This is a genomic window from Citrobacter sp. Cf116, from assembly GCF_030336505.1.
GTDB lineage: Bacteria > Pseudomonadota > Gammaproteobacteria > Enterobacterales > Enterobacteriaceae > Citrobacter > Citrobacter freundii.
The window spans coordinates 1,194,816-1,213,696 of sequence record NZ_JAOWEQ010000037.1 but is presented as its reverse complement, the minus strand read 5'-3'; the positions used below and the strand labels follow the sequence as shown (position 1 = coordinate 1,213,696).

Sequence of the window (18,881 nt, the reverse complement as noted above, 5' to 3'; positions counted from 1 at the left end):
AACAGGTGCGAAAGACGTGAAAATCCTCGTTGATGAAAATATGCCCTATGCCCGCGAACTGTTCAGTCGTTTGGGGGAGGTCAAAGCGGTTCCCGGTCGTCCGATTCCCGTTGCTGAACTGGATGATGCGGATGCTTTAATGGTGCGCTCGGTGACGAAAGTAAATGAATCACTGCTTGGAGGCAAACCGGTTAAATTTGTCGGTACGGCAACCGCTGGCACAGACCATGTGGATGACGCCTGGCTTGCGCAGGCTGGGATCGGTTTTTCCGCCGCGCCCGGTTGTAACGCGATAGCGGTCGTAGAATATGTTTTTTCAGCGTTGCTGATGCTGGCGGAGCGTGATGGGTTTGCGTTACGCGATCGCACCGTAGGCATTGTGGGTGTGGGCAACGTGGGTGGGCGTTTGCAGGCGCGTCTGGACGCGCTGGGGATCCGCACGCTGCTGTGCGATCCACCGCGAGCCGATCGCGGTGACGAGGGCGATTTCCGCTCACTGGACGAACTGGTAGAGCAAGCCGATGTGCTGACTTTCCATACGCCACTGTTTAAGGACGGACCCTACAAAACGCTGCACATGGCGGATGATGCGCTGATTAGCCGACTGAAGCCGGGCACTATTCTGATCAACGCCTGCCGTGGGCCGGTCATCGACAATACAGCATTGCTGAGCCGGCTGAATGCAGGTCAGTCGCTGAGCGTTGTGCTGGATGTCTGGGAAGGAGAGCCGGATCTCAATGTGGCGTTGCTGGAGAAAGCCGATATCGGCACGGCGCACATTGCCGGGTATACCCTCGAAGGAAAAGCGCGTGGCACCACGCAGGTCTTTGAGGCCTATAGTAAGTTTATTGGTCACGAGCAGCACGTTGCGCTCAGTACCCTGTTACCCGCGCCGGAATTTGGTCGTATCACCCTGCATGGCCCGTTAGATCAGCCAACGCTGAAAAGGCTGGTGCATTTAGTGTATGATGTGCGCCGCGATGATGCGCCGCTGCGTAAAGTCGCTAGAATTCCGGGTGAGTTTGATAAACTGCGTAAAAATTACCTTGAGCGTCGTGAATGGTCGTCTTTATATGTGATGTGTGACGACGCAACGGCTGCTGCCTTATTGTGTAAGCTGGGTTTTAACGCTGTTCATCATCCGGCACATTAATGTCTTCTTAATGCTCCCTGTCGAATAATGCGACAGGGACGCTTACGTATTTCTTGGAGTAAATCACCATGTCTGAAGGCTGGAATATTGCCATTCTGGGCGCAACGGGCGCCGTAGGCGAAGCCCTGCTCGATACGCTGGCTGAACGCCAGTTCCCGGTCGGTGAAATTTATGCGCTGGCGCGTAATGAAAGCGCCGGTGAGCATCTGCGTTTTAACGGTAAATCGGTCATAGTGCAGGACGTTGCAGAATTTGACTGGACGCAGGCACAGTTGGCATTTTTTGTTGCGGGCACTGAAGCCACCGCCGCATGGGTAGAAGAAGCAACAAATGCGGGTTGCTTGGTGATTGACAGCAGCGGTCTGTTCGCGCTTGAGCCAGACGTTCCGCTGGTGGTTCCGGACGTTAACCCGTTCGTGCTGGCGGATTACCGTAACCGCAATGTGATTGCGGTACCAAACAGCCTGACAAGCCAGTTGCTGTCTGCGCTGAAACCATTGATTGATGACGGCGGGCTGTCACGGATTACGGTGACCAATATTATTTCGGCTTCCGCTCACGGCAAAAAAGCCGTAGACGCACTGGCAGGACAAAGCGCGAAATTGCTTAACGGCATCCCGATTGACGAAGATGATTTCTTTGGTCGTCAGCTGGCGTTCAATATGCTGCCGCTGCTGCCCGATCGCGAAGGCAGCGTGCGTGAAGAGCGTCGTATTGTTGATGAAGTGCGCAAAATTATGCAGGATGACGGTCTGCTTATCTCAGCCAGCATCGTGCAGTCCCCGGTGTTTTATGGCCACGCGCAGATGGTGAATTTTGAGGCTCTGCGCCCGTTGGCGGCGGAAGAAGCACGTGATGCGTTTTCACGCGGCGAAGACGTGGTGTTGTCGGAAGAAACCGACTTCCCGACCCAGGTTGGCGATGCATCGGGCACGCCGCACCTTTCTATTGGCTGCGTGCATAACGATTACGGTATGCCGGAGCAAGTTCAGTTCTGGTCTGTGGCAGACAACGTACGCTTTGGCGGCGCGTTAATGGCGGTGAAAATTGCGGAAAAACTGGTGCAGGAGTACCTGTACTAATGTCTGACCAGCAACAGCCGTCAACCCATAAAATTGCGCTGGGCATTGAGTATGACGGCAGCAAATATTATGGCTGGCAGCGCCAGAACGAAGTGCGTAGCGTTCAGGAAAAACTGGAAAAAGCGCTTTCTCAGGTGGCGAACGAACGCATTAATGTTTTTTGTGCAGGTCGCACGGATGCGGGCGTTCATGGCACTGGGCAGGTCGTGCATTTTGAAACCACTGCCCAGCGTAAAGATGCGGCCTGGACACTGGGGGTAAATGCGAATTTACCTGGTGACATCGCCGTGCGCTGGGTGAAAGCTGTACCTGATGATTTTCATGCCAGATTTAGCGCTACGGCTCGCCGTTATCGCTACATCATCTACAATCATCGGTTGCGCCCTGCGGTTTTGGGTAAAGGGGTAACCCATTATTATGAACCGCTGGACGCTGAGCGTATGCATCGTGCAGCCCAGTGTCTGATTGGCGAAAATGATTTTACCTCGTTCCGTGCGGTACAGTGCCAGTCGCGCACACCGTGGCGTAACGTGATGCACATTAACGTCGAACGTTTCGGTGCATATGTGGTGGTGGATATTAAAGCGAATGCCTTTGTACATCATATGGTCAGGAATATTGTCGGCAGCCTGATGGAAGTTGGCGCCAACAACCAGCCGGAGAGCTGGATAGCAGAACTGTTAGCGGCAAAGGACAGAACGCTGGCAGCGGCAACGGCGAAAGCGGAAGGACTGTATCTGGTTGCAGTAGATTACCCGGACCGGTTCGACCTGCCAAAACCGCCTATGGGCCCGCTATTTCTGGCGGACTAATTTGAGTCGTATAAAGGCATAACTATGGACCTGATTTACTTTCTTATTGATTTTATCCTGCACATTGATGTGCACCTGGCGGAGCTGGTCGCGGAATACGGTATCTGGGTATACGCGATTCTGTTTCTGATCCTGTTCTGCGAAACCGGGCTGGTGGTGACACCATTCCTGCCAGGGGACTCGCTGCTGTTTGTTGCTGGTGCGCTTTCTGCGCTGCCGACCAATGATCTCAATGTTCATCTGATGGTGGCACTGATGATTGTGGCGGCGATTGTGGGCGATGCAGTGAACTACACGATTGGCCGATTGTTCGGGGAAAAACTTTTCAGTAACCCGAACTCCAAAATTTTCCGCCGCAGCTACCTGGATAAAACCCATGCGTTCTACGAGCGTCATGGCGGTAAGACGATTATCCTGGCGCGTTTCGTGCCTATCGTGCGCACATTTGCGCCGTTTGTTGCCGGTATGGGACATATGTCCTACCGTCACTTTGCGATGTATAACGTCGTAGGTGCATTGCTGTGGGTATTGTTGTTCACCTACGCAGGCTACCTGTTCGGCGATCTGCCGATCGTCCAGGAAAACCTGAAATTACTGATTGTGGCGATTATCGTCCTTTCCGTATTGCCGGGGGTGATTGAAGTAATTCGCCATAAGCGTGCTGCGTCACGGGCTGCAAAATAGAAAGTAACTCAGCGGTTCGACCACTTTTTTATCCAAAGTTTCGGGCTGTTATGTTTTAATGTGCAACATTCATGGTCTGTTAGGGGCAAAAATGGCATTATGCGCCCCTTATAACAAAGCTGACTAGGGTTCAGGCAGAAAGGTCACCAATGAGCTGGATTGAACGAATTAAAAGCAACATTACTCCCACCCGCAAGGCAAGCATTCCTGAAGGGGTGTGGACCAAGTGTGATAGCTGCGGTCAGGTTTTATACCGTGCTGAGCTGGAACGTAATCTTGAGGTCTGTCCGAAGTGTGACCATCATATGCGCATGTCGGCGCGCAATCGCCTGCATAGCCTGTTAGATGAAGGTTCTCTTGTGGAACTGGGTAGCGAGCTTGAGCCGAAAGACGTGCTGAAGTTTCGTGACTCTAAAAAATACAAAGACAGACTGGCTTCTGCGCAGAAAGAAACCGGCGAGAAAGATGCGCTGGTGGTGATGAAAGGCACGCTGCATGGTATGCCGGTCGTTGCTGCGGCATTCGAGTTCGCGTTTATGGGCGGCTCCATGGGCTCTGTGGTCGGTGCGCGTTTTGTCCGTGCCGTTGAGCAGGCACTGGAAGACAACTGTCCGCTGATCTGCTTCTCCGCTTCTGGCGGGGCGCGTATGCAGGAAGCGCTGATGTCTCTGATGCAGATGGCAAAAACCTCTGCTGCGCTGGCGAAAATGCAGGAACGCGGTTTACCGTATATTTCTGTACTGACCGACCCAACAATGGGTGGTGTTTCCGCAAGCTTCGCGATGCTGGGCGATCTCAACATTGCAGAACCGAAAGCACTGATCGGCTTCGCGGGTCCGCGTGTTATCGAGCAAACCGTACGTGAGAAACTGCCGCCGGGATTCCAGCGCAGCGAGTTCCTGATTGAAAAAGGCGCTATCGATATGATCGTCCGCCGTCCGGAAATGCGCCTGAAACTGGCAAGCATCCTGGCGAAGCTGATGAATCTTCCTGCGCCGAATCCGGATGAGCCGCGTGAAGGCGAGGTGGTATCTCCGGTACCCGATCAGGAATCAGAAGCCTGATAACTTACTCTATGGATTTCGAGTTGCAGGAAGACGGCAAGAGAGTGAACCCGGATGAGCTTGCACGGGCAAGTGATTCGGGTGAGCGAGAGCAGCCAACACACCTGCAGCTTGAAAGACGACGAGTAAAAAAGGGCAGGGCCAACTGGCGCTGCCTTTTGCTTTAATCTACGTAATAAAATTACAGGCATCATGGACAATAAACGTATTCCTCAAGCCGCGTCGCCCCTGGCGTCGTGGCTTTCTTATCTGGAAAACCTGCACAGTAAAACCATCGATCTTGGCCTTGAACGCGTAAGCCAGGTAGCGCGCAAACTGGGTGTATTGAAACCCGCGCCATTTGTGTTTACGGTGGCAGGAACCAACGGAAAAGGCACGACCTGTCGTACGCTGGAGTCTGTGCTGACTGCGGCAGGCTATAAAGTTGGGGTGTACAGTTCGCCTCATCTGGTGCGTTACACTGAACGCGTACGCGTGCAGGGGGGGGAACTGCCGGAATCAGCCCATACCGCCTCGTTTGCTGAGATTGAAGACGCTCGTGGTGATATTTCCCTGACTTACTTTGAATACGGTACGTTATCGGCACTCTGGCTGTTTAAACAGGCCCAACTGGATGTTGTTATTCTGGAAGTGGGATTAGGCGGCCGCCTTGACGCCACCAATATCGTCGATGCCGATGTCGCTGTAGTCACCAGTATTGCGCTTGACCATACTGACTGGCTGGGCCCGGATCGCGAAAGTATTGGTCGTGAGAAGGCGGGCATTTTCCGTGCAGAGAAACCGGCTATCGTCGGCGAACCTGAAATGCCTTACACCATCGCGGATGTCGCACAAGAGTGCGGGGCGATTTTGCAACGCTGCGGCGTGGACTGGCGCTATGCGGTCACTGAGAACGACTGGTCGTTTACGGATGCTCATGGAACGTTGGCGCATTTGCCGTTGCCGCAGGTGCCACAACCTAATGCTGCTACCGCACTGGCCGCGCTGCGCGCAAGCGGGCTGAACGTTAGCGAGCAGGCGATTCGTGACGGCATCGAACGCGCGATTTTACCGGGGCGCTTCCAGATTGTGAGCGAGTCGCCGCGAGTGATTTTCGATGTTGCCCATAATCCGCATGCGGCAGAGTATCTGACCGGACGTCTGAAAAAGTTAGTGAAAAGCGGGCGTGTACTTGCGGTTATCGGTATGCTACATGATAAAGATATTGCCGGTACGTTAGCCTGGTTAAAAAGCGTGGTTGACGTCTGGTACTGTGCGCCCCTGGAAGGGCCGCGTGGCGCAACGGCAGAACAACTGCTGGAGCACCTGGGCAAAGGCAACGCTTATGACAGCGTGGCGCAGGCATGGTCTGCAGCACTTGCTGAGGCGAAGCCAGAAGATACCGTGTTGGTGTGTGGATCCTTTCACACTGTCGCACATGTCATGGAAGTAATAGACGTGGGGAGAAGCGGTGGCGAGTAAGTTTCAGAATCGATTAGTCGGCACAATTGTGCTAGTCGCGCTCGGGGTAATTGTGCTTCCCGGGCTGCTTGACGGGCAGAAAAAGCATTATCAGGATGAATTTGCAGCGATCCCACTGGTGCCTAAACCCGGTGATCGCGATGAACCAGACATGATGCCTGCAGCAACGCAGGCGCTGCCGACTCAGCCGCCGGAAGGGGCGGCAGAAGAGGTGCGTGCGGGTGATGCTGCCGCGCCATCGTTGGATCCATCACGTTTGACGACGGCAAACAGCGCGGAATTAGATCCTGTCCCTGCGCCTGTGGAACCACCGAAACCTAAACCGAAACCGCAGCCTGTTGCCGTCGCTCCGACGCCTGCGCCCGCCCCAGCGCCGAAACCGGCTGTTGAGGAACCGCCAGCGCCGACTGGTAAAGCGTACGTTGTACAGCTTGGTGCGCTGAAAAATGCGGATAAGGTCAATGAGATCGTGGGTAAACTTCGTGGCGCGGGCTTCCGGGTATATACTTCCCCGTCAACGCCGGTGCAGGGTAAAATAACCCGCATTCTCGTCGGGCCGGACGCCTCCAAAGATAAGCTAAAGAACTCGCTGGGCGAGCTGCAGAAGATCTCTGGTCTGAGTGGCGTCGTGATGGGGTACACCCCTAATTAAGGGATTGCGCTGTTTACGGCGCAGCTTTTATTCAGGCCGGATACGGTGTTTTCACCGCTATCCGGCAGTGCCCGAAGAGGCATAAAACGGTATGGCGTTGAAGATTTTTTCAGCGCCATTTTTATTTACGCGTGGAAAGGAAATCCCTACGCAAACGTTTTCTTTTTCTGTTAGAATGCGCCCCGAACAGGACGACAGGGCGTAAAATCGTGGGACACATATGGTCTGGATTGATTACGCCATTATCGCGGTGATTGGTTTTTCCTGTCTGGTTAGCCTGATCCGTGGCTTTGTTCGTGAAGCATTATCGTTGGTGACTTGGGGTTGTGCTTTCTTTGTCGCCAGCCATTACTACACTTACCTGTCTGTCTGGTTTACGGGCTTTGAAGACGAACTGGTTCGAAATGGGATTGCTATCGCGATACTGTTCATCGCGACACTTATCGTCGGCGCTATCGTTAACTTTGTGATAGGCCAACTGGTAGAGAAAACAGGACTGTCGGGTACCGACAGGGTGTTGGGGATCTGCTTCGGTGCTTTGCGTGGAGCGTTGATCGTTGCCGCCATACTGTTCTTTCTCGATACCTTTACCGGTCTGTCGAAAAGTGAAGACTGGGGTAAGTCGCAGCTGATTCCGCAGTTCAGTTTCATCATCAGATGGTTCTTTGACTATCTGCAAAGCTCGTCAAGTTTCTTGCCCAAAGTATAAACTTTGGGTCGTTGCTGAACGAGGAAAAGACGTATGTGCGGTATTGTCGGTATCGCCGGTGTTATGCCGGTAAACCAGTCGATTTATGACGCGTTAACGGTGCTCCAGCATCGTGGTCAGGATGCTGCGGGCATCATCACCATTGATGCCAACAACTGCTTCCGCTTGCGTAAAGCAAACGGAATGGTGAGCGATATTTTTGAAGCGCGCCATATGCAGCGTTTGCAGGGCAATATGGGCATCGGTCATGTGCGTTACCCAACGGCTGGCAGCTCCAGCGCCTCCGAAGCTCAACCTTTTTACGTCAACTCACCGTATGGCATCACTCTTGCCCATAATGGCAACCTGACCAATGCGCATGAGTTGCGTAAAAAGCTGTTTGAAGAAAAGCGCCGCCACATCAATACCACTTCAGATTCTGAAATTCTGCTGAATATTTTCGCCAGCGAGCTGGATAACTTCCGCCATTACCCGCTGGAGGCCGACAATATTTTTGCTGCCATTGCGGCAACCAACCGCCAGATTCGCGGCGCCTATGCCTGCGTGGCGATGATTATCGGTCACGGTATGGTTGCCTTCCGCGACCCTAACGGTATCCGTCCGCTGGTAATGGGCAAACGTGATATTGGCGATGGACGTACCGAGTACATGGTGGCGTCTGAGAGCGTAGCGCTGGACACGTTGGGCTTTGAATTCCTGCGCGACGTAGCCCCTGGCGAAGCGGTGTATATCACCGAAAAAGGCCAGCTGTTTACCCGTCAGTGTGCTGATAACCCGGTGAGCAATCCGTGTCTGTTTGAATACGTTTACTTCGCTCGTCCTGACTCCTTTATCGACAAGATTTCTGTCTACAGCGCCCGTGTGAATATGGGGACTAAGCTTGGCGAAAAAATTGCCCGTGAGTGGGAAGATCTGGACATCGACGTAGTCATCCCAATCCCGGAAACCTCCTGCGATATCGCGCTGGAAATTGCCCGTATTCTCGGTAAGCCGTACCGTCAGGGGTTTGTGAAAAACCGCTATGTGGGACGCACTTTTATCATGCCGGGCCAGCAGCTGCGCCGTAAATCAGTGCGCCGTAAGCTGAACGCTAACCGTGCGGAATTCCGTGATAAAAACGTGCTGCTGGTGGATGACTCCATCGTGCGCGGGACCACTTCAGAACAGATTATCGAGATGGCGCGTGAAGCCGGAGCGAAGAAGGTGTATCTGGCCTCTGCCGCCCCGGAAATTCGCTTCCCGAACGTTTATGGCATCGATATGCCTACGGCGACGGAGCTGATTGCGCATGGTCGTGAAGTGGACGAGATTCGCCAGATAATCGGCGCAGATGGTCTGATCTTCCAGGACCTGAACGATCTGATTGAAGCTGTCCGTGCTGAGAATCCGGATATTCAGCAGTTTGAATGTTCAGTGTTTAACGGTGTGTACGTCACCAAAGACGTCGACCAGCAATATCTCGATTTCCTCGACTCCCTGCGTAATGATGATGCCAAAGCGGTGTTGCGTCAGAACGAAGCGGAAAACCTTGAAATGCACAACGAAGGTTAATGTTTGCTCGCAAGCAAGGGCGCAACCTGCACCCTTGCTTGCAACTCACCGTAATTTCCTGCAAAGTCGGCCCTGAGCAAGTAAGGGCTATTACACATGAAACGACTCATCATTGGTATTTCTGGCGCAAGCGGGGCAATTTACGGCGTGCGCCTGCTGCAGGTTTTGCGTGACGTTACCGATGTGGAAACCCATCTGGTGATGAGTGCCGCTGCCCGGCAGACGCTGGCACTGGAAACGGACCTCTCTGTGCGTGACGTGCAGGCGCTGGCAAATGTGAATCATGATACGCGCGATATCGCCGCCAGTATCTCCTCCGGCTCTTTTCAGACCGCCGGCATGGTCATCCTGCCGTGTTCAATCAAAACCCTTTCCGGCATTGTCCACAGTTACACCGATGGGTTGCTTACCCGTGCGGCAGATGTGGTGTTGAAAGAACGTCGTCCGCTGGTGCTGTGTGTACGCGAAACGCCGCTGCATCTGGGGCATCTGCGCCTCATGACTCAGGCGGCAGAAATTGGCGCAGTGATTATGCCACCAGTCCCGGCGTTCTATCATCGTCCACAAACGCTCGATGATGTGATTAATCAAACGGTTAATCGCGTGCTTGACCAGTTTGATATTACCCTTCCGCAGGACCTGTTCACCCGCTGGCAAGGGGCGTAAGCCGTTCCATCAGCGTGCAAAGAAATATCCGTTGCCCTGTTTCAGGGCAATTTTGTAACCGCGATCATATCCTCAACATTTAATTCGTTAAAACTCAACGAAACGCTGCGGTTCAACCGTCAGACCTGCTATCTTCAAAATCAGGACATTATTGCAACGTTTTATTAACATATTTAACGTCGAATATCCTCATCGACGCGAAAATGGCATAAGACCTGCTTGAAAAAGTCTGCAAACACACAACACAACGTAAAACATAATAAAATTACGCCACTTGAGGGTTATGTATGAAGAAGAAGGTTCTTGCTTTGTCTTTGCTGGTAGGACTCTCCGCCACCGCGGCCAGCTACGCAGCACTTCCGCAGACGGTTCGTATTGGTACAGATACAACGTATGCACCTTTTTCCTCTAAAGATGCCAAAGGCGACTTTGTCGGCTTTGATATCGATCTGGGAAATGAGATGTGTAAGCGCATGCAGATCAAATGTACCTGGGTTGCCAGCGACTTTGATGCGCTGATCCCGTCGCTGAAAGCGAAAAAAATTGATGCCATTATCTCCTCGCTTTCTATCACCGAGAAGCGTCAGCAAGAGATTGCATTCTCAGACAAACTTTACGCAGCAGACTCACGGCTGATCGCCGCGAAAGGTTCCCCAATTAAACCGACTCTGGACTCCCTCAAGGGTAAACACGTTGGCGTGTTGCAAGGCTCTACTCAGGAAGCCTATGCCAATGACAACTGGCGTAGTAAAGGCGTGGATGTGGTGGCTTATGCGAACCAGGATCTTATCTATTCTGATCTGACGGCGGGCCGTCTCGACGCAGCGTTGCAGGATGAGGTCGCGGCCAGCGAAGGCTTCCTGAAGCAACCTGCCGGTAAGGACTACGACTTTGCAGGTCCTTCGGTGAAAGATAAAAAATACTTTGGCGACGGAACCGGGATTGGTTTGCGCAAAGATGACACCGAGCTGAAAGCCGCTTTTGATAAAGCGCTGGGTGAACTGCGCAAAGACGGCACCTACGACAAAATGGCGAGCAAATATTTTAATTTTAATGTCTACGGCGATTAATACAGCGGCGTGGGGAATTGACTGCACCATTGCGGGTAACCATTACGGTGCATAATACATTCAGTGCACTGTTTTGGTGCTTTTATAGCTGACTTAATAAGCATGAGTGCATACTTAAGCGCTTTTCATGCAAATAAATACCGCCGGCAGGGTAGAATGCTTTGCCTTGTCGGCCTGATTAATGGCACGATAACTGCACCTGGTCCTGTAAAGATCCCCTATAAAAGACAGTCTGTTGAGGATAGTTATGAAAAAACTGGTGTTGTCTCTTTCTCTGGTTCTGGCTTTCTCCAGTGCTACCGCAGCATTTGCAGCCATTCCGCAAAAAATTCGTATCGGTACCGATCCTACTTATGCGCCGTTCGAATCGAAAAATGCCCAGGGTGAATTAGTCGGTTTTGATATCGATCTGGCTAAAGAGCTGTGCAAACGTATTAATACGCAATGTACCTTCGTGGAAAACCCGCTGGACGCGCTGATCCCTTCGCTAAAAGCGAAGAAAATCGATGCCATCATGTCCTCGCTTTCCATTACTGAAAAACGTCAGCAGGAAATCGCTTTTACTGACAAGCTTTATGCAGCCGACTCGCGTCTGGTTGTCGCTAAAGATTCAGCTATTCAGCCGACCATTGAGTCGCTGAAAGGTAAACGTGTTGGTGTGCTGCAGGGCACCACCCAGGAAACGTTCGGCAACGAACACTGGGCGCCAAAAGGTATTGAGATTGTCTCTTATCAGGGGCAGGACAATATCTATTCTGACCTGACTGCCGGGCGTATTGACGCCGCGTTCCAGGATGAAGTCGCGGCCAGCGAAGGCTTCCTGAAACAGCCAGTCGGTAAAGATTACAAATTCGGCGGTCCGTCTGTGAAAGACGAGAAGTTGTTCGGCGTGGGTACCGGTATGGGGCTGCGCAAAGACGATAACGAGCTGCGCGAAGCGCTGAACAAAGCCTTTGCCGAAATGCGAGCTGACGGTACTTACGAGAAGCTGGCGAAAAAGTACTTCGATTTTGATGTTTACGGCGGTTAATTACCGCAGGTGCTGATAAAGCCCGTAGATTTTTGATCGACTTATTGCCTGATGGCGGCTGCGCCTTATCAGGCCTACGACGAAAGCTTGTAGGCCTGATAAGCGAAGCGCCATCAGGCATAAAGTGACGAGACAAAATATCAAAAGAGGCTTACTACTCCACCACACACGACAGGACAGGCAGCATGTTGTATGGCTTTTCAGGTGTAATTTTACAGGGCGCAATTGTTACGCTGGAGCTGGCACTCAGCTCGGTGGTACTGGCGGTTCTGATAGGTCTTGTCGGCGCAGCAGCAAAGCTGTCGCAAAGCCGGGCAATGGGGCTTATTTTCGAAGGGTACACAACGCTAATCCGCGGCGTGCCCGATCTGGTCTTAATGCTGCTCATCTTCTACGGATTACAAATCGCGCTGAATACCATTACCGATGCCATCGGTATCGGCCAGATTGATATCGATCCGATGGTTGCGGGCATTATCACCCTTGGATTTATCTACGGTGCCTACTTTACCGAAACTTTTCGCGGTGCGTTTATGGCTGTACCAAAAGGCCATATTGAAGCCGCGACGGCGTTTGGCTTTACCAGCTCACAAATATTTCGTCGCATTATGTTCCCGGCGATGATGCGTTATGCCTTACCGGGAATAGGTAATAACTGGCAGGTTATTCTTAAGGCTACGGCACTGGTGTCGCTGCTCGGCCTGGAAGACGTGGTGAAAGCGACCCAGCTTGCCGGGAAGAGTACCTGGGAGCCGTTCTATTTTGCCGTCGTGTGCGGGGTCATCTATCTGGTGTTTACCACTGTTTCTAATGGTGTGCTGCTGTACCTTGAGCGCCGCTATTCCGTGGGTGTAAAGAGGGCTGACCTGTGATCGAGATTATTCAGGAATACTGGAAGTCCCTGCTGTGGACCGACGGATATCGCTACACTGGCGTCGCTATCACCCTGTGGCTTTTGATTTCGTCAGTAGTGATGGGCGGAATACTTGCGCTCTTTTTGGCTATTGGCCGCGTTTCCAGTAATAAATTTATCCAGTTTCCTATCTGGCTGTTCACCTATATTTTTCGTGGCACGCCGCTGTACGTTCAGCTACTGGTGTTTTATTCCGGGATGTATACGCTGGAGATCGTCAAAGGCACGGACTTCCTCAACGCGTTTTTCCGCAGCGGGCTGAATTGCACCGTGCTGGCGTTGACGCTGAATACCTGCGCCTATACCACTGAGATTTTCGCCGGGGCTATCCGTTCTGTGCCTCACGGTGAGATTGAGGCTGCTCGCGCATACGGTTTCTCGTCATTCAAACTGTATCGATGCATTATTTTACCTTCCGCGCTGCGTATTGCGTTGCCGGCTTACAGCAATGAAGTCATTTTAATGCTGCATTCCACGGCGCTGGCGTTTACCGCAACGGTACCAGACCTGTTGAAAATCGCCCGCGATATCAACTCGGCAACGTATCAGCCGTTTACCGCCTTCGGTATTGCCGCTGTACTGTATTTGATTATTTCGTATGTCCTGATCAGTCTGTTCCGTAAAGCGGAAAAACGCTGGTTGCAGCATGTATCCTCTAAATGATTCGAGTAACACGATGTCTGAAAATAAATTAAACGTTATCGATTTACATAAGCACTACGGCGAACATGAAGTGCTGAAAGGGGTGTCGCTGCAGGCCAACGCGGGTGATGTTATCAGTATTATTGGCTCGTCAGGTTCCGGTAAAAGTACCTTCCTGCGCTGCATTAACTTTCTTGAGAAACCAAGCGCCGGGTCGATTGTAGTCAGTGGTCAGAATATTGGTCTGGTGCGCGACAAAGACGGTCAGCTCAAGGTTGCGGACAAAAATCAGCTGCGCCTGCTGCGCACGCGTCTGACGATGGTCTTTCAGCACTTTAATCTGTGGAGCCACATGACGGTGCTGGAAAACGTCATGGAAGCGCCGATCCAGGTGTTGGGGCTGAGCAAACAGGAAGCCCGCGACCGTGCGGTGAAGTATCTGGCTAAAGTGGGCATTGATGAGCGCGCGCAGGGCAAATATCCGGTGCATCTGTCCGGTGGTCAGCAGCAGCGTGTTTCCATTGCCCGTGCGCTGGCGATGGAGCCGGAAGTGTTGCTGTTTGATGAACCCACATCGGCACTAGATCCTGAGCTGGTGGGTGAAGTGCTGCGCATTATGCAACAGCTGGCCGAAGAGGGGAAAACCATGGTGGTGGTGACTCACGAAATGGGGTTTGCCCGTCATGTTTCCACGCACGTGATTTTCCTGCATCAGGGGAAAATTGAGGAAGAGGGCGACCCGGAGCAGGTATTCGGTAATCCGCAAAGCCCACGTTTGCAGCAGTTCCTCAAAGGTTCGTTGAAGTAAATCACCTGCCCGGAGGCGTTACATTTTCCGGGCTTACAATTTTAGCGCGTCGCGCTCCAGCCGAAACACCCAGTCGTCGTAGGCGATGCCATCAATCTCATACGCCTTTTCCAGTACCTGGGTACGCACAAACCCCGTTTTTTCCAGAATACGAACAGAACCCTTATTCTCCGCGAGTGCGTAAGCGTTTATCGCCGTGACGTCCGTGCGCTCGAAAGCGTACTGGCACACTGCCGTCACGGCTTCGCTGGCAATCCCTTTCCCCTGAGCTTCTGGCAAAATGGCGTAGCCGAGGTCGGCCTCGTGTGGGTATAAATGGCTGATTTGCAGACCAATATCACCGAGAGGTGTTGATTTGTTATGCTCGCGGATGACAAAAGTATGCTGTGCAGCCAGACGTCTGGCGAATAACAGACGCGTGTCTTTCGCTGGGGCAATATCACCCATATAGCGCATGACTTCCGGGCATTCACGTAATCTCTGGAAAAATGACCAGTCAGAAAATTTAAATAAGGAGAGGGTAAGTCGGGGAGTCGAAATTATCGCCATAACGTCGCCATTGCGGAAATCTGGCCTATAACCTTACCACCACAACAGCGACCGTGAATAGAGCTACGGGATTATCGGATCACATCCGCCAACGCTTCTTCTAAATCGTACCAGCGAAATGCAAAACCGGACGCTTCCAGGCGTTTGGGCAATGCTCGCTGCCCGCCGAGGACCAGCACCGAAGACTCGCCCATCAGCAGCCGCATAGCGGTGGCGGGAATGCGCAGAATGGCAGGGCGGTTTAGAGCGTGTCCCAGCGCGTGGGCAAACTGCTCATTGTGCACCGGGTATGGCGAAACCATATTGAAGGGACCGCGTAGATCATTATTCAGCAGCCAGATAATTCCGTTGACCATATCATCAACATGGATCCAGGCCATATACTGTCGTCCGTTACCGATTGGGCCGCCTAAGCCAAGACGAAACGGCGGGACCATTTTCGCCAGAATACCGCCAGCAGAGGCTAGTACCACGCCGGTACGCAGCATACACACGCGGGTTTTGTCGCTTTGCGCAGTGCTGGCAATTTGCTCCCAGCGGGCGCACAGCTTATGGGTAAATTCGTTATGCGGTGGCTCTTCTTCCGTAACCACAACTTCGCCCAAATCGCCGTAGTAACCGGTAGCGGAACCGGAGATTAACACTGAGGGCGGCATCTCGCTGGCATTGATTAAATCGACCAGTTTCTGCGTAATGCCCCAACGGCTCTGGCACAGGCGTTCCTTTTGCTGTGCGCTCCAGCGTTTATCGGCAATAGGTTCTCCTGCAAGGTTAATCACGGCATCAATGTCATTGAGATGTTGCCGCTCTTCCAGTCCTTTCCATAACGTGACCCGAGAGTCGAGAATCTGACGAGCCTTATCAGGGGTACGTGTCACTACAATTATCTGATGCCCCAGTTCCAGCAGGCAGGGGATCAGATGACGTCCAATCAGGCCAGTACCGCCGGTAATCAGAATCTGCATGTCGCCTCCCGGGTTACATTTTAGCGCTGCCAGCTCAGCGTCATAGAAACTGAGTCGGCGTAACGCAATGCGTGAAGTTTATCTATCTCCACTTCAGCATAAGTGACCCAGTGATGTTCGCGTGCGATATCGAGCACATCTTGAGTTAATTTTTCTAACAATGAGAAGCGGTTACCCTCCACGTGGGCAATGATGCTCTTGGTGATTGTGCGATAATTCAGCGCGTCGTTGATATCTTCGCTGGTACGGGCTTTGTCTGCCGGATAGTGAATGGCAATGTTGATGACGATATCCTGGCGGTTAAGGATCTCCTCTTCTTTGATGCCGATAAAAGTGCGCAGACGAAGGTTTTTTATACGAATAATAGCGTCAGGTTGTGACATTGCAGGTTTCCTCCATGTATGAACCTTTGCATGATACACGAGAACCGAATTGCGTCATCGCTTCTCGCTTTGTGCGTGCTGCATGGCGCGTTCAGTCGCGGGACGTGTACGAATGCGTTCATGCCAGTTATTGACCGCCGGGTAGTTGTCGAGGTCGATGCGCTGACGCTGATGGGCGTGGATCCACGGCCAGCTTGCAATGTCGGCAATGCTGTAGTGATCGCCTCCCAGCCAGGGTGACGATTCCAGACGTTTATTCATCACGTTGTACAGGCGCTGGGTTTCAACCTGGTATCTTTCAATGGCGTAAGGGATCGTTTGCGGAGCGTAATGACTGAAATGATGATTCTGCCCCAGCATAGGACCCAGACCGCTGACCTGCCAGAAAAGCCACTGCAGCGTGGTGTGGCGTTCGCGCAATTCACCGCTGAGCAGCTTACCGCTCTTTTCCGCCAGATAGAGTAAAATTTCTCCGGACTCAAACAAGCTGATGGGCCTTCCGCCGTCCACCGGGGCATGATCGATAATGGCCGGGATTTTATTGTTCGGTGAGATCTGCAGAAAATCGGGGTGAAACTGGCTACCTTTGCTGATATCGACATGAATCAGACGGTATTGCAGCTGCGCCTCTTCAAGAAACAACGTGATTTTGTGACCGTTTGGCGATGGCGTGTAATAGAGATCGATCATTTTCAGCATCCGTTTTGTCATGAACCGGGTCATAACAAGTATAGAGCCTGTTGGCGTGCTTGAGTTTTCATCAAGTGACAGCGAGAGAAAGACTCTATATTTTGAAGGCAAGCTAATACACTTCAGAGGACATTATGAGCAAACCTGCAATTACGCTGTGGTCAGATGCCAATTTTTTCTCCCCTTACGTGCTGTCTGTTTATGTCGCTCTGCAAGAGAAAGGGCTGCCTTTTACGCTGAAAACCGTTGATCTCAACAGTGGAGAACATTTGCAACCTTCATGGCAAGGTTACGCCTTGACGCGCCGCGTACCGGTTCTTGAGATCGATGGTTTTGAACTGAGCGAATCATCAGCGATTACGGAATTCCTGGAAGAGAGCTTTGCACCGCCACAGTGGGAACGTATCTATCCGCACGATGTGCAAAAACGCGCGCGGGCGCGCCAGGTTCAGGCGTGGATCCGCAGCGATTTAATGCCTATCCGTGAAGAACGCTCAACGGATGTCGTTTTTGCTGGCGTCAAGAAAGGACCGTTAAGCGAAGCGGGAAAAGCCAGTGCGGAAAAATTGTTCGCTACTGCCGGAAGTTTACTGAGCCACGGTAAGCAGAACTTATTTGGCGAATGGTGTATTGCTGACTGTGATTTAGCGCTAATGCTTAATCGCCTGGTCCTGAATGGCGATGAGGTTCCGGAAGCGCTTGCGGAATACGCCACCTTCCAGTGGCAGCGCGCTTCAGTACAGCGTTTTATCGCGCTTTCCGCGAAGCGTTCCTGCTGAAAAACGGGCCGTAATCCAGTATCATTACAAGGTACTTTTCAACGAGGAGTGAGTGATGAAACTGATGTTCGCATCGGACATTCATGGTTCGTTGCCAGCCACGGAACGCGTGCTCGAACTGTTTAACGCAAATGGTGCGCAATGGCTGGTGATATTGGGTGATGTTTTAAACCACGGGCCGCGTAATGCGCTTCCAGAAGGCTATGCACCTGCACAGGTTGCAGAACGGCTGAATGAACAGGCATCGCGAATTATTGCGGTGCGTGGTAATTGCGACAGCGAAGTGGATCAGATGCTCCTGCATTTTCCGATGACTGCGCCGTGGCAGCAAATTCTGACAGAAAACCAGCGACTCTTTTTGACGCACGGACATCTTTTTGGCCCGCAAAATATGCCGGCGCTCAATGCGGGCGATGTTCTGGTTTATGGGCATACTCATCTGCCGGTTGCTGAGCTGCGCGAGGATATCTATCATTTCAATCCCGGCTCGGTAAGCATCCCTAAAGGGGGGTTTGCGGCAAGTTACGGGATTCTGGATGATAATGTTCTCAGCGTAATGGCACTCAATGATCAAAGTGTTATTGCACAGGTCGAGATTAATCCGTAATTTACCCCACAAACATAAACGCGCCGTAAGAGCGCCAGAAAAAAGAAGGTTTCCTGATGGTGGAACAGCGTCGTTTGGCAAGTACTGAATGGGTGGATATTGTGAATGAAGACAACGAAGTCATTGCACAGTCCAGCCGGGAACAAATGCGGGCGCAACGCTTACGCCATCGTGCAACGTATATCGTTGTGCATGATGGTATGGGCAAAATTCTGGTTCAACGTCGCACTGAGACAAAAGATTTTTTGCCCGGTATGCTGGATGCCACCGCAGGCGGTGTGGTTCAGGCTGACGAGCAGATGCTGGAATCAGCGCGTCGTGAAGCAGAAGAGGAACTGGGGATTGCGGGCGTGCCGTTTGCCGAGCATGGTCAGTTTTACTTTGAAGACCAGAACTGTCGCGTATGGGGCGGGTTGTTTAGCTGCGTTTCCCACGGACCGTTTGCGCTTCAGGAAGAAGAGGTCAGTGAAGTTTGCTGGCTGACGCCGGAAGAAATTACCGCGCGCTGCGACGAGTTCACCCCGGACTCGCTGAAAGCCCTGGCGCTGTGGATGACCCGCAACGCCAAGAATGAAGGGGCGAAAGCCGAAAAGCAGGAAGAAGCTGAGTAA

22 protein-coding genes are annotated in these 18,881 nt (G+C 52.3%); 18 read left to right on the top strand and 4 right to left on the bottom strand.

The annotated features are described in order from the left end of the window. Nucleotides 1–16: 16 nt before the first annotated feature. From pdxB to hisP, 15 genes are all read left to right on the top strand, one after another. Nucleotides 17–1,153 (top strand): 4-phosphoerythronate dehydrogenase PdxB, encoded by a 1,137-nt coding sequence (gene pdxB, locus OGV74_RS15180; RefSeq protein WP_086504385.1) that lies wholly within the window; start codon nt 17–19, stop codon nt 1,151–1,153. 68 nt (nt 1,154–1,221) lie between these two features. Next, entirely contained in the window at nt 1,222–2,235 is a 1,014-nt protein-coding gene (locus OGV74_RS15175) for an aspartate-semialdehyde dehydrogenase (RefSeq protein ID WP_003839313.1), read from the top strand. Beyond that, a complete protein-coding gene (gene truA / locus OGV74_RS15170) occupies nt 2,235–3,047 on the top strand; it encodes a tRNA pseudouridine(38-40) synthase TruA (RefSeq protein ID WP_003028142.1) in 813 nt (270 codons plus the stop codon). The genes OGV74_RS15175 and truA overlap by 1 nt, the downstream gene beginning before the upstream one ends. A gap of 24 nt (nt 3,048–3,071) precedes the next feature. Next, a complete protein-coding gene (locus tag OGV74_RS15165; RefSeq protein ID WP_003028140.1) occupies nt 3,072–3,731 on the top strand; it encodes a DedA family protein in 660 nt (219 codons plus the stop codon). 149 nt (nt 3,732–3,880) lie between these two features. Further along, nucleotides 3,881–4,795 carry an acetyl-CoA carboxylase, carboxyltransferase subunit beta gene (accD, locus tag OGV74_RS15160; protein ID WP_003839317.1) on the top strand — a complete coding sequence of 305 codons (915 nt, stop codon included), beginning with the start codon at nt 3,881–3,883 and terminating at the stop codon, nt 4,793–4,795. Between the two features lie 192 nt (nt 4,796–4,987). Beyond that, complete coding sequence (gene folC / locus OGV74_RS15155; RefSeq protein ID WP_003839318.1) at nt 4,988–6,256, top strand: bifunctional tetrahydrofolate synthase/dihydrofolate synthase; 1,269 nt, start codon at nt 4,988–4,990, stop codon at nt 6,254–6,256. Continuing rightward, entirely contained in the window at nt 6,246–6,908 is a 663-nt protein-coding gene (gene dedD / locus OGV74_RS15150; protein ID WP_003028133.1) for a cell division protein DedD, read from the top strand. The genes folC and dedD overlap by 11 nt, the downstream gene beginning before the upstream one ends. A gap of 220 nt (nt 6,909–7,128) precedes the next feature. Further along, entirely contained in the window at nt 7,129–7,617 is a 489-nt protein-coding gene (gene cvpA, locus OGV74_RS15145) for a colicin V production protein (RefSeq protein ID WP_003028129.1), read from the top strand. A 33-nt stretch (nt 7,618–7,650) separates the two neighbouring features. Continuing rightward, complete coding sequence (gene purF, locus OGV74_RS15140; RefSeq protein WP_003028127.1) at nt 7,651–9,168, top strand: amidophosphoribosyltransferase; 1,518 nt, start codon at nt 7,651–7,653, stop codon at nt 9,166–9,168. Between the two features lie 96 nt (nt 9,169–9,264). Beyond that, the gene (locus OGV74_RS15135) at nt 9,265–9,834 is read left to right on the top strand and encodes a UbiX family flavin prenyltransferase (protein WP_003028125.1); all 570 of its coding nucleotides are present in this window, start codon (nt 9,265–9,267) and stop codon (nt 9,832–9,834) included. Nucleotides 9,835–10,121: 287 nt separating this feature from the next. Then, entirely contained in the window at nt 10,122–10,904 is a 783-nt protein-coding gene (gene argT, locus OGV74_RS15130) for a lysine/arginine/ornithine ABC transporter substrate-binding protein ArgT (RefSeq protein ID WP_086504384.1), read from the top strand. 247 nt (nt 10,905–11,151) lie between these two features. Further along, on the top strand, nt 11,152–11,934 hold the full coding sequence (hisJ, locus tag OGV74_RS15125; protein WP_003028120.1) for a histidine ABC transporter substrate-binding protein HisJ: 783 nt from the start codon (nt 11,152–11,154) through the stop codon (nt 11,932–11,934). A gap of 185 nt (nt 11,935–12,119) precedes the next feature. Continuing rightward, nucleotides 12,120–12,806, top strand: a complete 687-nt coding sequence (locus OGV74_RS15120) for a histidine ABC transporter permease HisQ (RefSeq protein ID WP_003028118.1) — start codon at nt 12,120–12,122, stop codon at nt 12,804–12,806. Continuing rightward, the gene (hisM, locus tag OGV74_RS15115) at nt 12,803–13,510 is read left to right on the top strand and encodes a histidine ABC transporter permease HisM (protein WP_003028116.1); all 708 of its coding nucleotides are present in this window, start codon (nt 12,803–12,805) and stop codon (nt 13,508–13,510) included. Before OGV74_RS15120 ends, hisM begins: the two co-directional genes overlap by 4 nt. A 13-nt stretch (nt 13,511–13,523) precedes the next feature. Beyond that, nucleotides 13,524–14,297: a histidine ABC transporter ATP-binding protein HisP gene (gene hisP, locus OGV74_RS15110; RefSeq protein WP_003028114.1), complete on the top strand. Its 774-nt coding sequence runs from the start codon at nt 13,524–13,526 to the stop codon at nt 14,295–14,297. 33 nt (nt 14,298–14,330) lie between these two features. Here the strand turns inward: hisP and OGV74_RS15105 are convergent, their stop codons facing one another. From OGV74_RS15105 to yfcG, 4 genes are all read right to left on the bottom strand, one after another. After that, nucleotides 14,331–14,846 (bottom strand): GNAT family N-acetyltransferase, encoded by a 516-nt coding sequence (locus OGV74_RS15105; protein WP_016150708.1) that lies wholly within the window; start codon nt 14,844–14,846, stop codon nt 14,331–14,333. A 71-nt stretch (nt 14,847–14,917) separates the two neighbouring features. Then, the gene (locus OGV74_RS15100) at nt 14,918–15,811 is read right to left on the bottom strand and encodes a TIGR01777 family oxidoreductase (protein WP_086504383.1); all 894 of its coding nucleotides are present in this window, start codon (nt 15,809–15,811) and stop codon (nt 14,918–14,920) included. Nucleotides 15,812–15,831: 20 nt separating this feature from the next. Beyond that, entirely contained in the window at nt 15,832–16,194 is a 363-nt protein-coding gene (folX, locus tag OGV74_RS15095) for a dihydroneopterin triphosphate 2'-epimerase (RefSeq protein WP_003028107.1), read from the bottom strand. 54 nt (nt 16,195–16,248) lie between these two features. Next, the gene (gene yfcG / locus OGV74_RS15090; protein WP_003845076.1) at nt 16,249–16,884 is read right to left on the bottom strand and encodes a GSH-dependent disulfide bond oxidoreductase; all 636 of its coding nucleotides are present in this window, start codon (nt 16,882–16,884) and stop codon (nt 16,249–16,251) included. A gap of 134 nt (nt 16,885–17,018) precedes the next feature. Between yfcG and yfcF the strand changes: the two genes are divergently transcribed. From yfcF to yfcD, 3 genes are read left to right on the top strand one after another with little or no spacing between them, the layout of a single operon-like run. Next, nucleotides 17,019–17,663 carry a glutathione transferase gene (gene yfcF / locus OGV74_RS15085; protein ID WP_003839339.1) on the top strand — a complete coding sequence of 215 codons (645 nt, stop codon included), beginning with the start codon at nt 17,019–17,021 and terminating at the stop codon, nt 17,661–17,663. A gap of 55 nt (nt 17,664–17,718) precedes the next feature. Further along, nucleotides 17,719–18,270: a phosphodiesterase gene (gene yfcE, locus OGV74_RS15080; RefSeq protein WP_086504381.1), complete on the top strand. Its 552-nt coding sequence runs from the start codon at nt 17,719–17,721 to the stop codon at nt 18,268–18,270. 56 nt (nt 18,271–18,326) lie between these two features. Further along, complete coding sequence (gene yfcD / locus OGV74_RS15075) at nt 18,327–18,881, top strand: NUDIX hydrolase YfcD (RefSeq protein WP_032949698.1); 555 nt, start codon at nt 18,327–18,329, stop codon at nt 18,879–18,881.

Bases quoted from the DNA above. Each gene is read 5' to 3' on its own strand.
- folC (WP_003839318.1), top strand. From the start codon at position 4,988: ATGGACAATAAACGTATTCCTCAAGCCGCGTCGCCCCTGGCGTCGTGG.
- purF (WP_003028127.1), top strand. From the start codon at position 7,651: ATGTGCGGTATTGTCGGTATCGCCGGTGTTATGCCGGTAAACCAGTCG.
- OGV74_RS15135 (WP_003028125.1), top strand. From the start codon at position 9,265: ATGAAACGACTCATCATTGGTATTTCTGGCGCAAGCGGGGCAATTTAC.
- yfcG (WP_003845076.1), bottom strand. From the start codon at position 16,884: ATGATCGATCTCTATTACACGCCATCGCCAAACGGTCACAAAATCACG.
- yfcE (WP_086504381.1), top strand. From the start codon at position 17,719: ATGAAACTGATGTTCGCATCGGACATTCATGGTTCGTTGCCAGCCACG.
- truA (WP_003028142.1), top strand. From the start codon at position 2,235: ATGTCTGACCAGCAACAGCCGTCAACCCATAAAATTGCGCTGGGCATT.
- argT (WP_086504384.1), top strand. From the start codon at position 10,122: ATGAAGAAGAAGGTTCTTGCTTTGTCTTTGCTGGTAGGACTCTCCGCC.
- OGV74_RS15120 (WP_003028118.1), top strand. From the start codon at position 12,120: ATGTTGTATGGCTTTTCAGGTGTAATTTTACAGGGCGCAATTGTTACG.
- folX (WP_003028107.1), bottom strand. From the start codon at position 16,194: ATGTCACAACCTGACGCTATTATTCGTATAAAAAACCTTCGTCTGCGC.
- OGV74_RS15165 (WP_003028140.1), top strand. From the start codon at position 3,072: ATGGACCTGATTTACTTTCTTATTGATTTTATCCTGCACATTGATGTG.
- OGV74_RS15100 (WP_086504383.1), bottom strand. From the start codon at position 15,811: ATGCAGATTCTGATTACCGGCGGTACTGGCCTGATTGGACGTCATCTG.
- cvpA (WP_003028129.1), top strand. From the start codon at position 7,129: ATGGTCTGGATTGATTACGCCATTATCGCGGTGATTGGTTTTTCCTGT.
- OGV74_RS15175 (WP_003839313.1), top strand. From the start codon at position 1,222: ATGTCTGAAGGCTGGAATATTGCCATTCTGGGCGCAACGGGCGCCGTA.
- yfcF (WP_003839339.1), top strand. From the start codon at position 17,019: ATGAGCAAACCTGCAATTACGCTGTGGTCAGATGCCAATTTTTTCTCC.
- yfcD (WP_032949698.1), top strand. From the start codon at position 18,327: ATGGTGGAACAGCGTCGTTTGGCAAGTACTGAATGGGTGGATATTGTG.
- OGV74_RS15105 (WP_016150708.1), bottom strand. From the start codon at position 14,846: ATGGCGATAATTTCGACTCCCCGACTTACCCTCTCCTTATTTAAATTT.
- hisJ (WP_003028120.1), top strand. From the start codon at position 11,152: ATGAAAAAACTGGTGTTGTCTCTTTCTCTGGTTCTGGCTTTCTCCAGT.
- accD (WP_003839317.1), top strand. From the start codon at position 3,881: ATGAGCTGGATTGAACGAATTAAAAGCAACATTACTCCCACCCGCAAG.
- hisP (WP_003028114.1), top strand. From the start codon at position 13,524: ATGTCTGAAAATAAATTAAACGTTATCGATTTACATAAGCACTACGGC.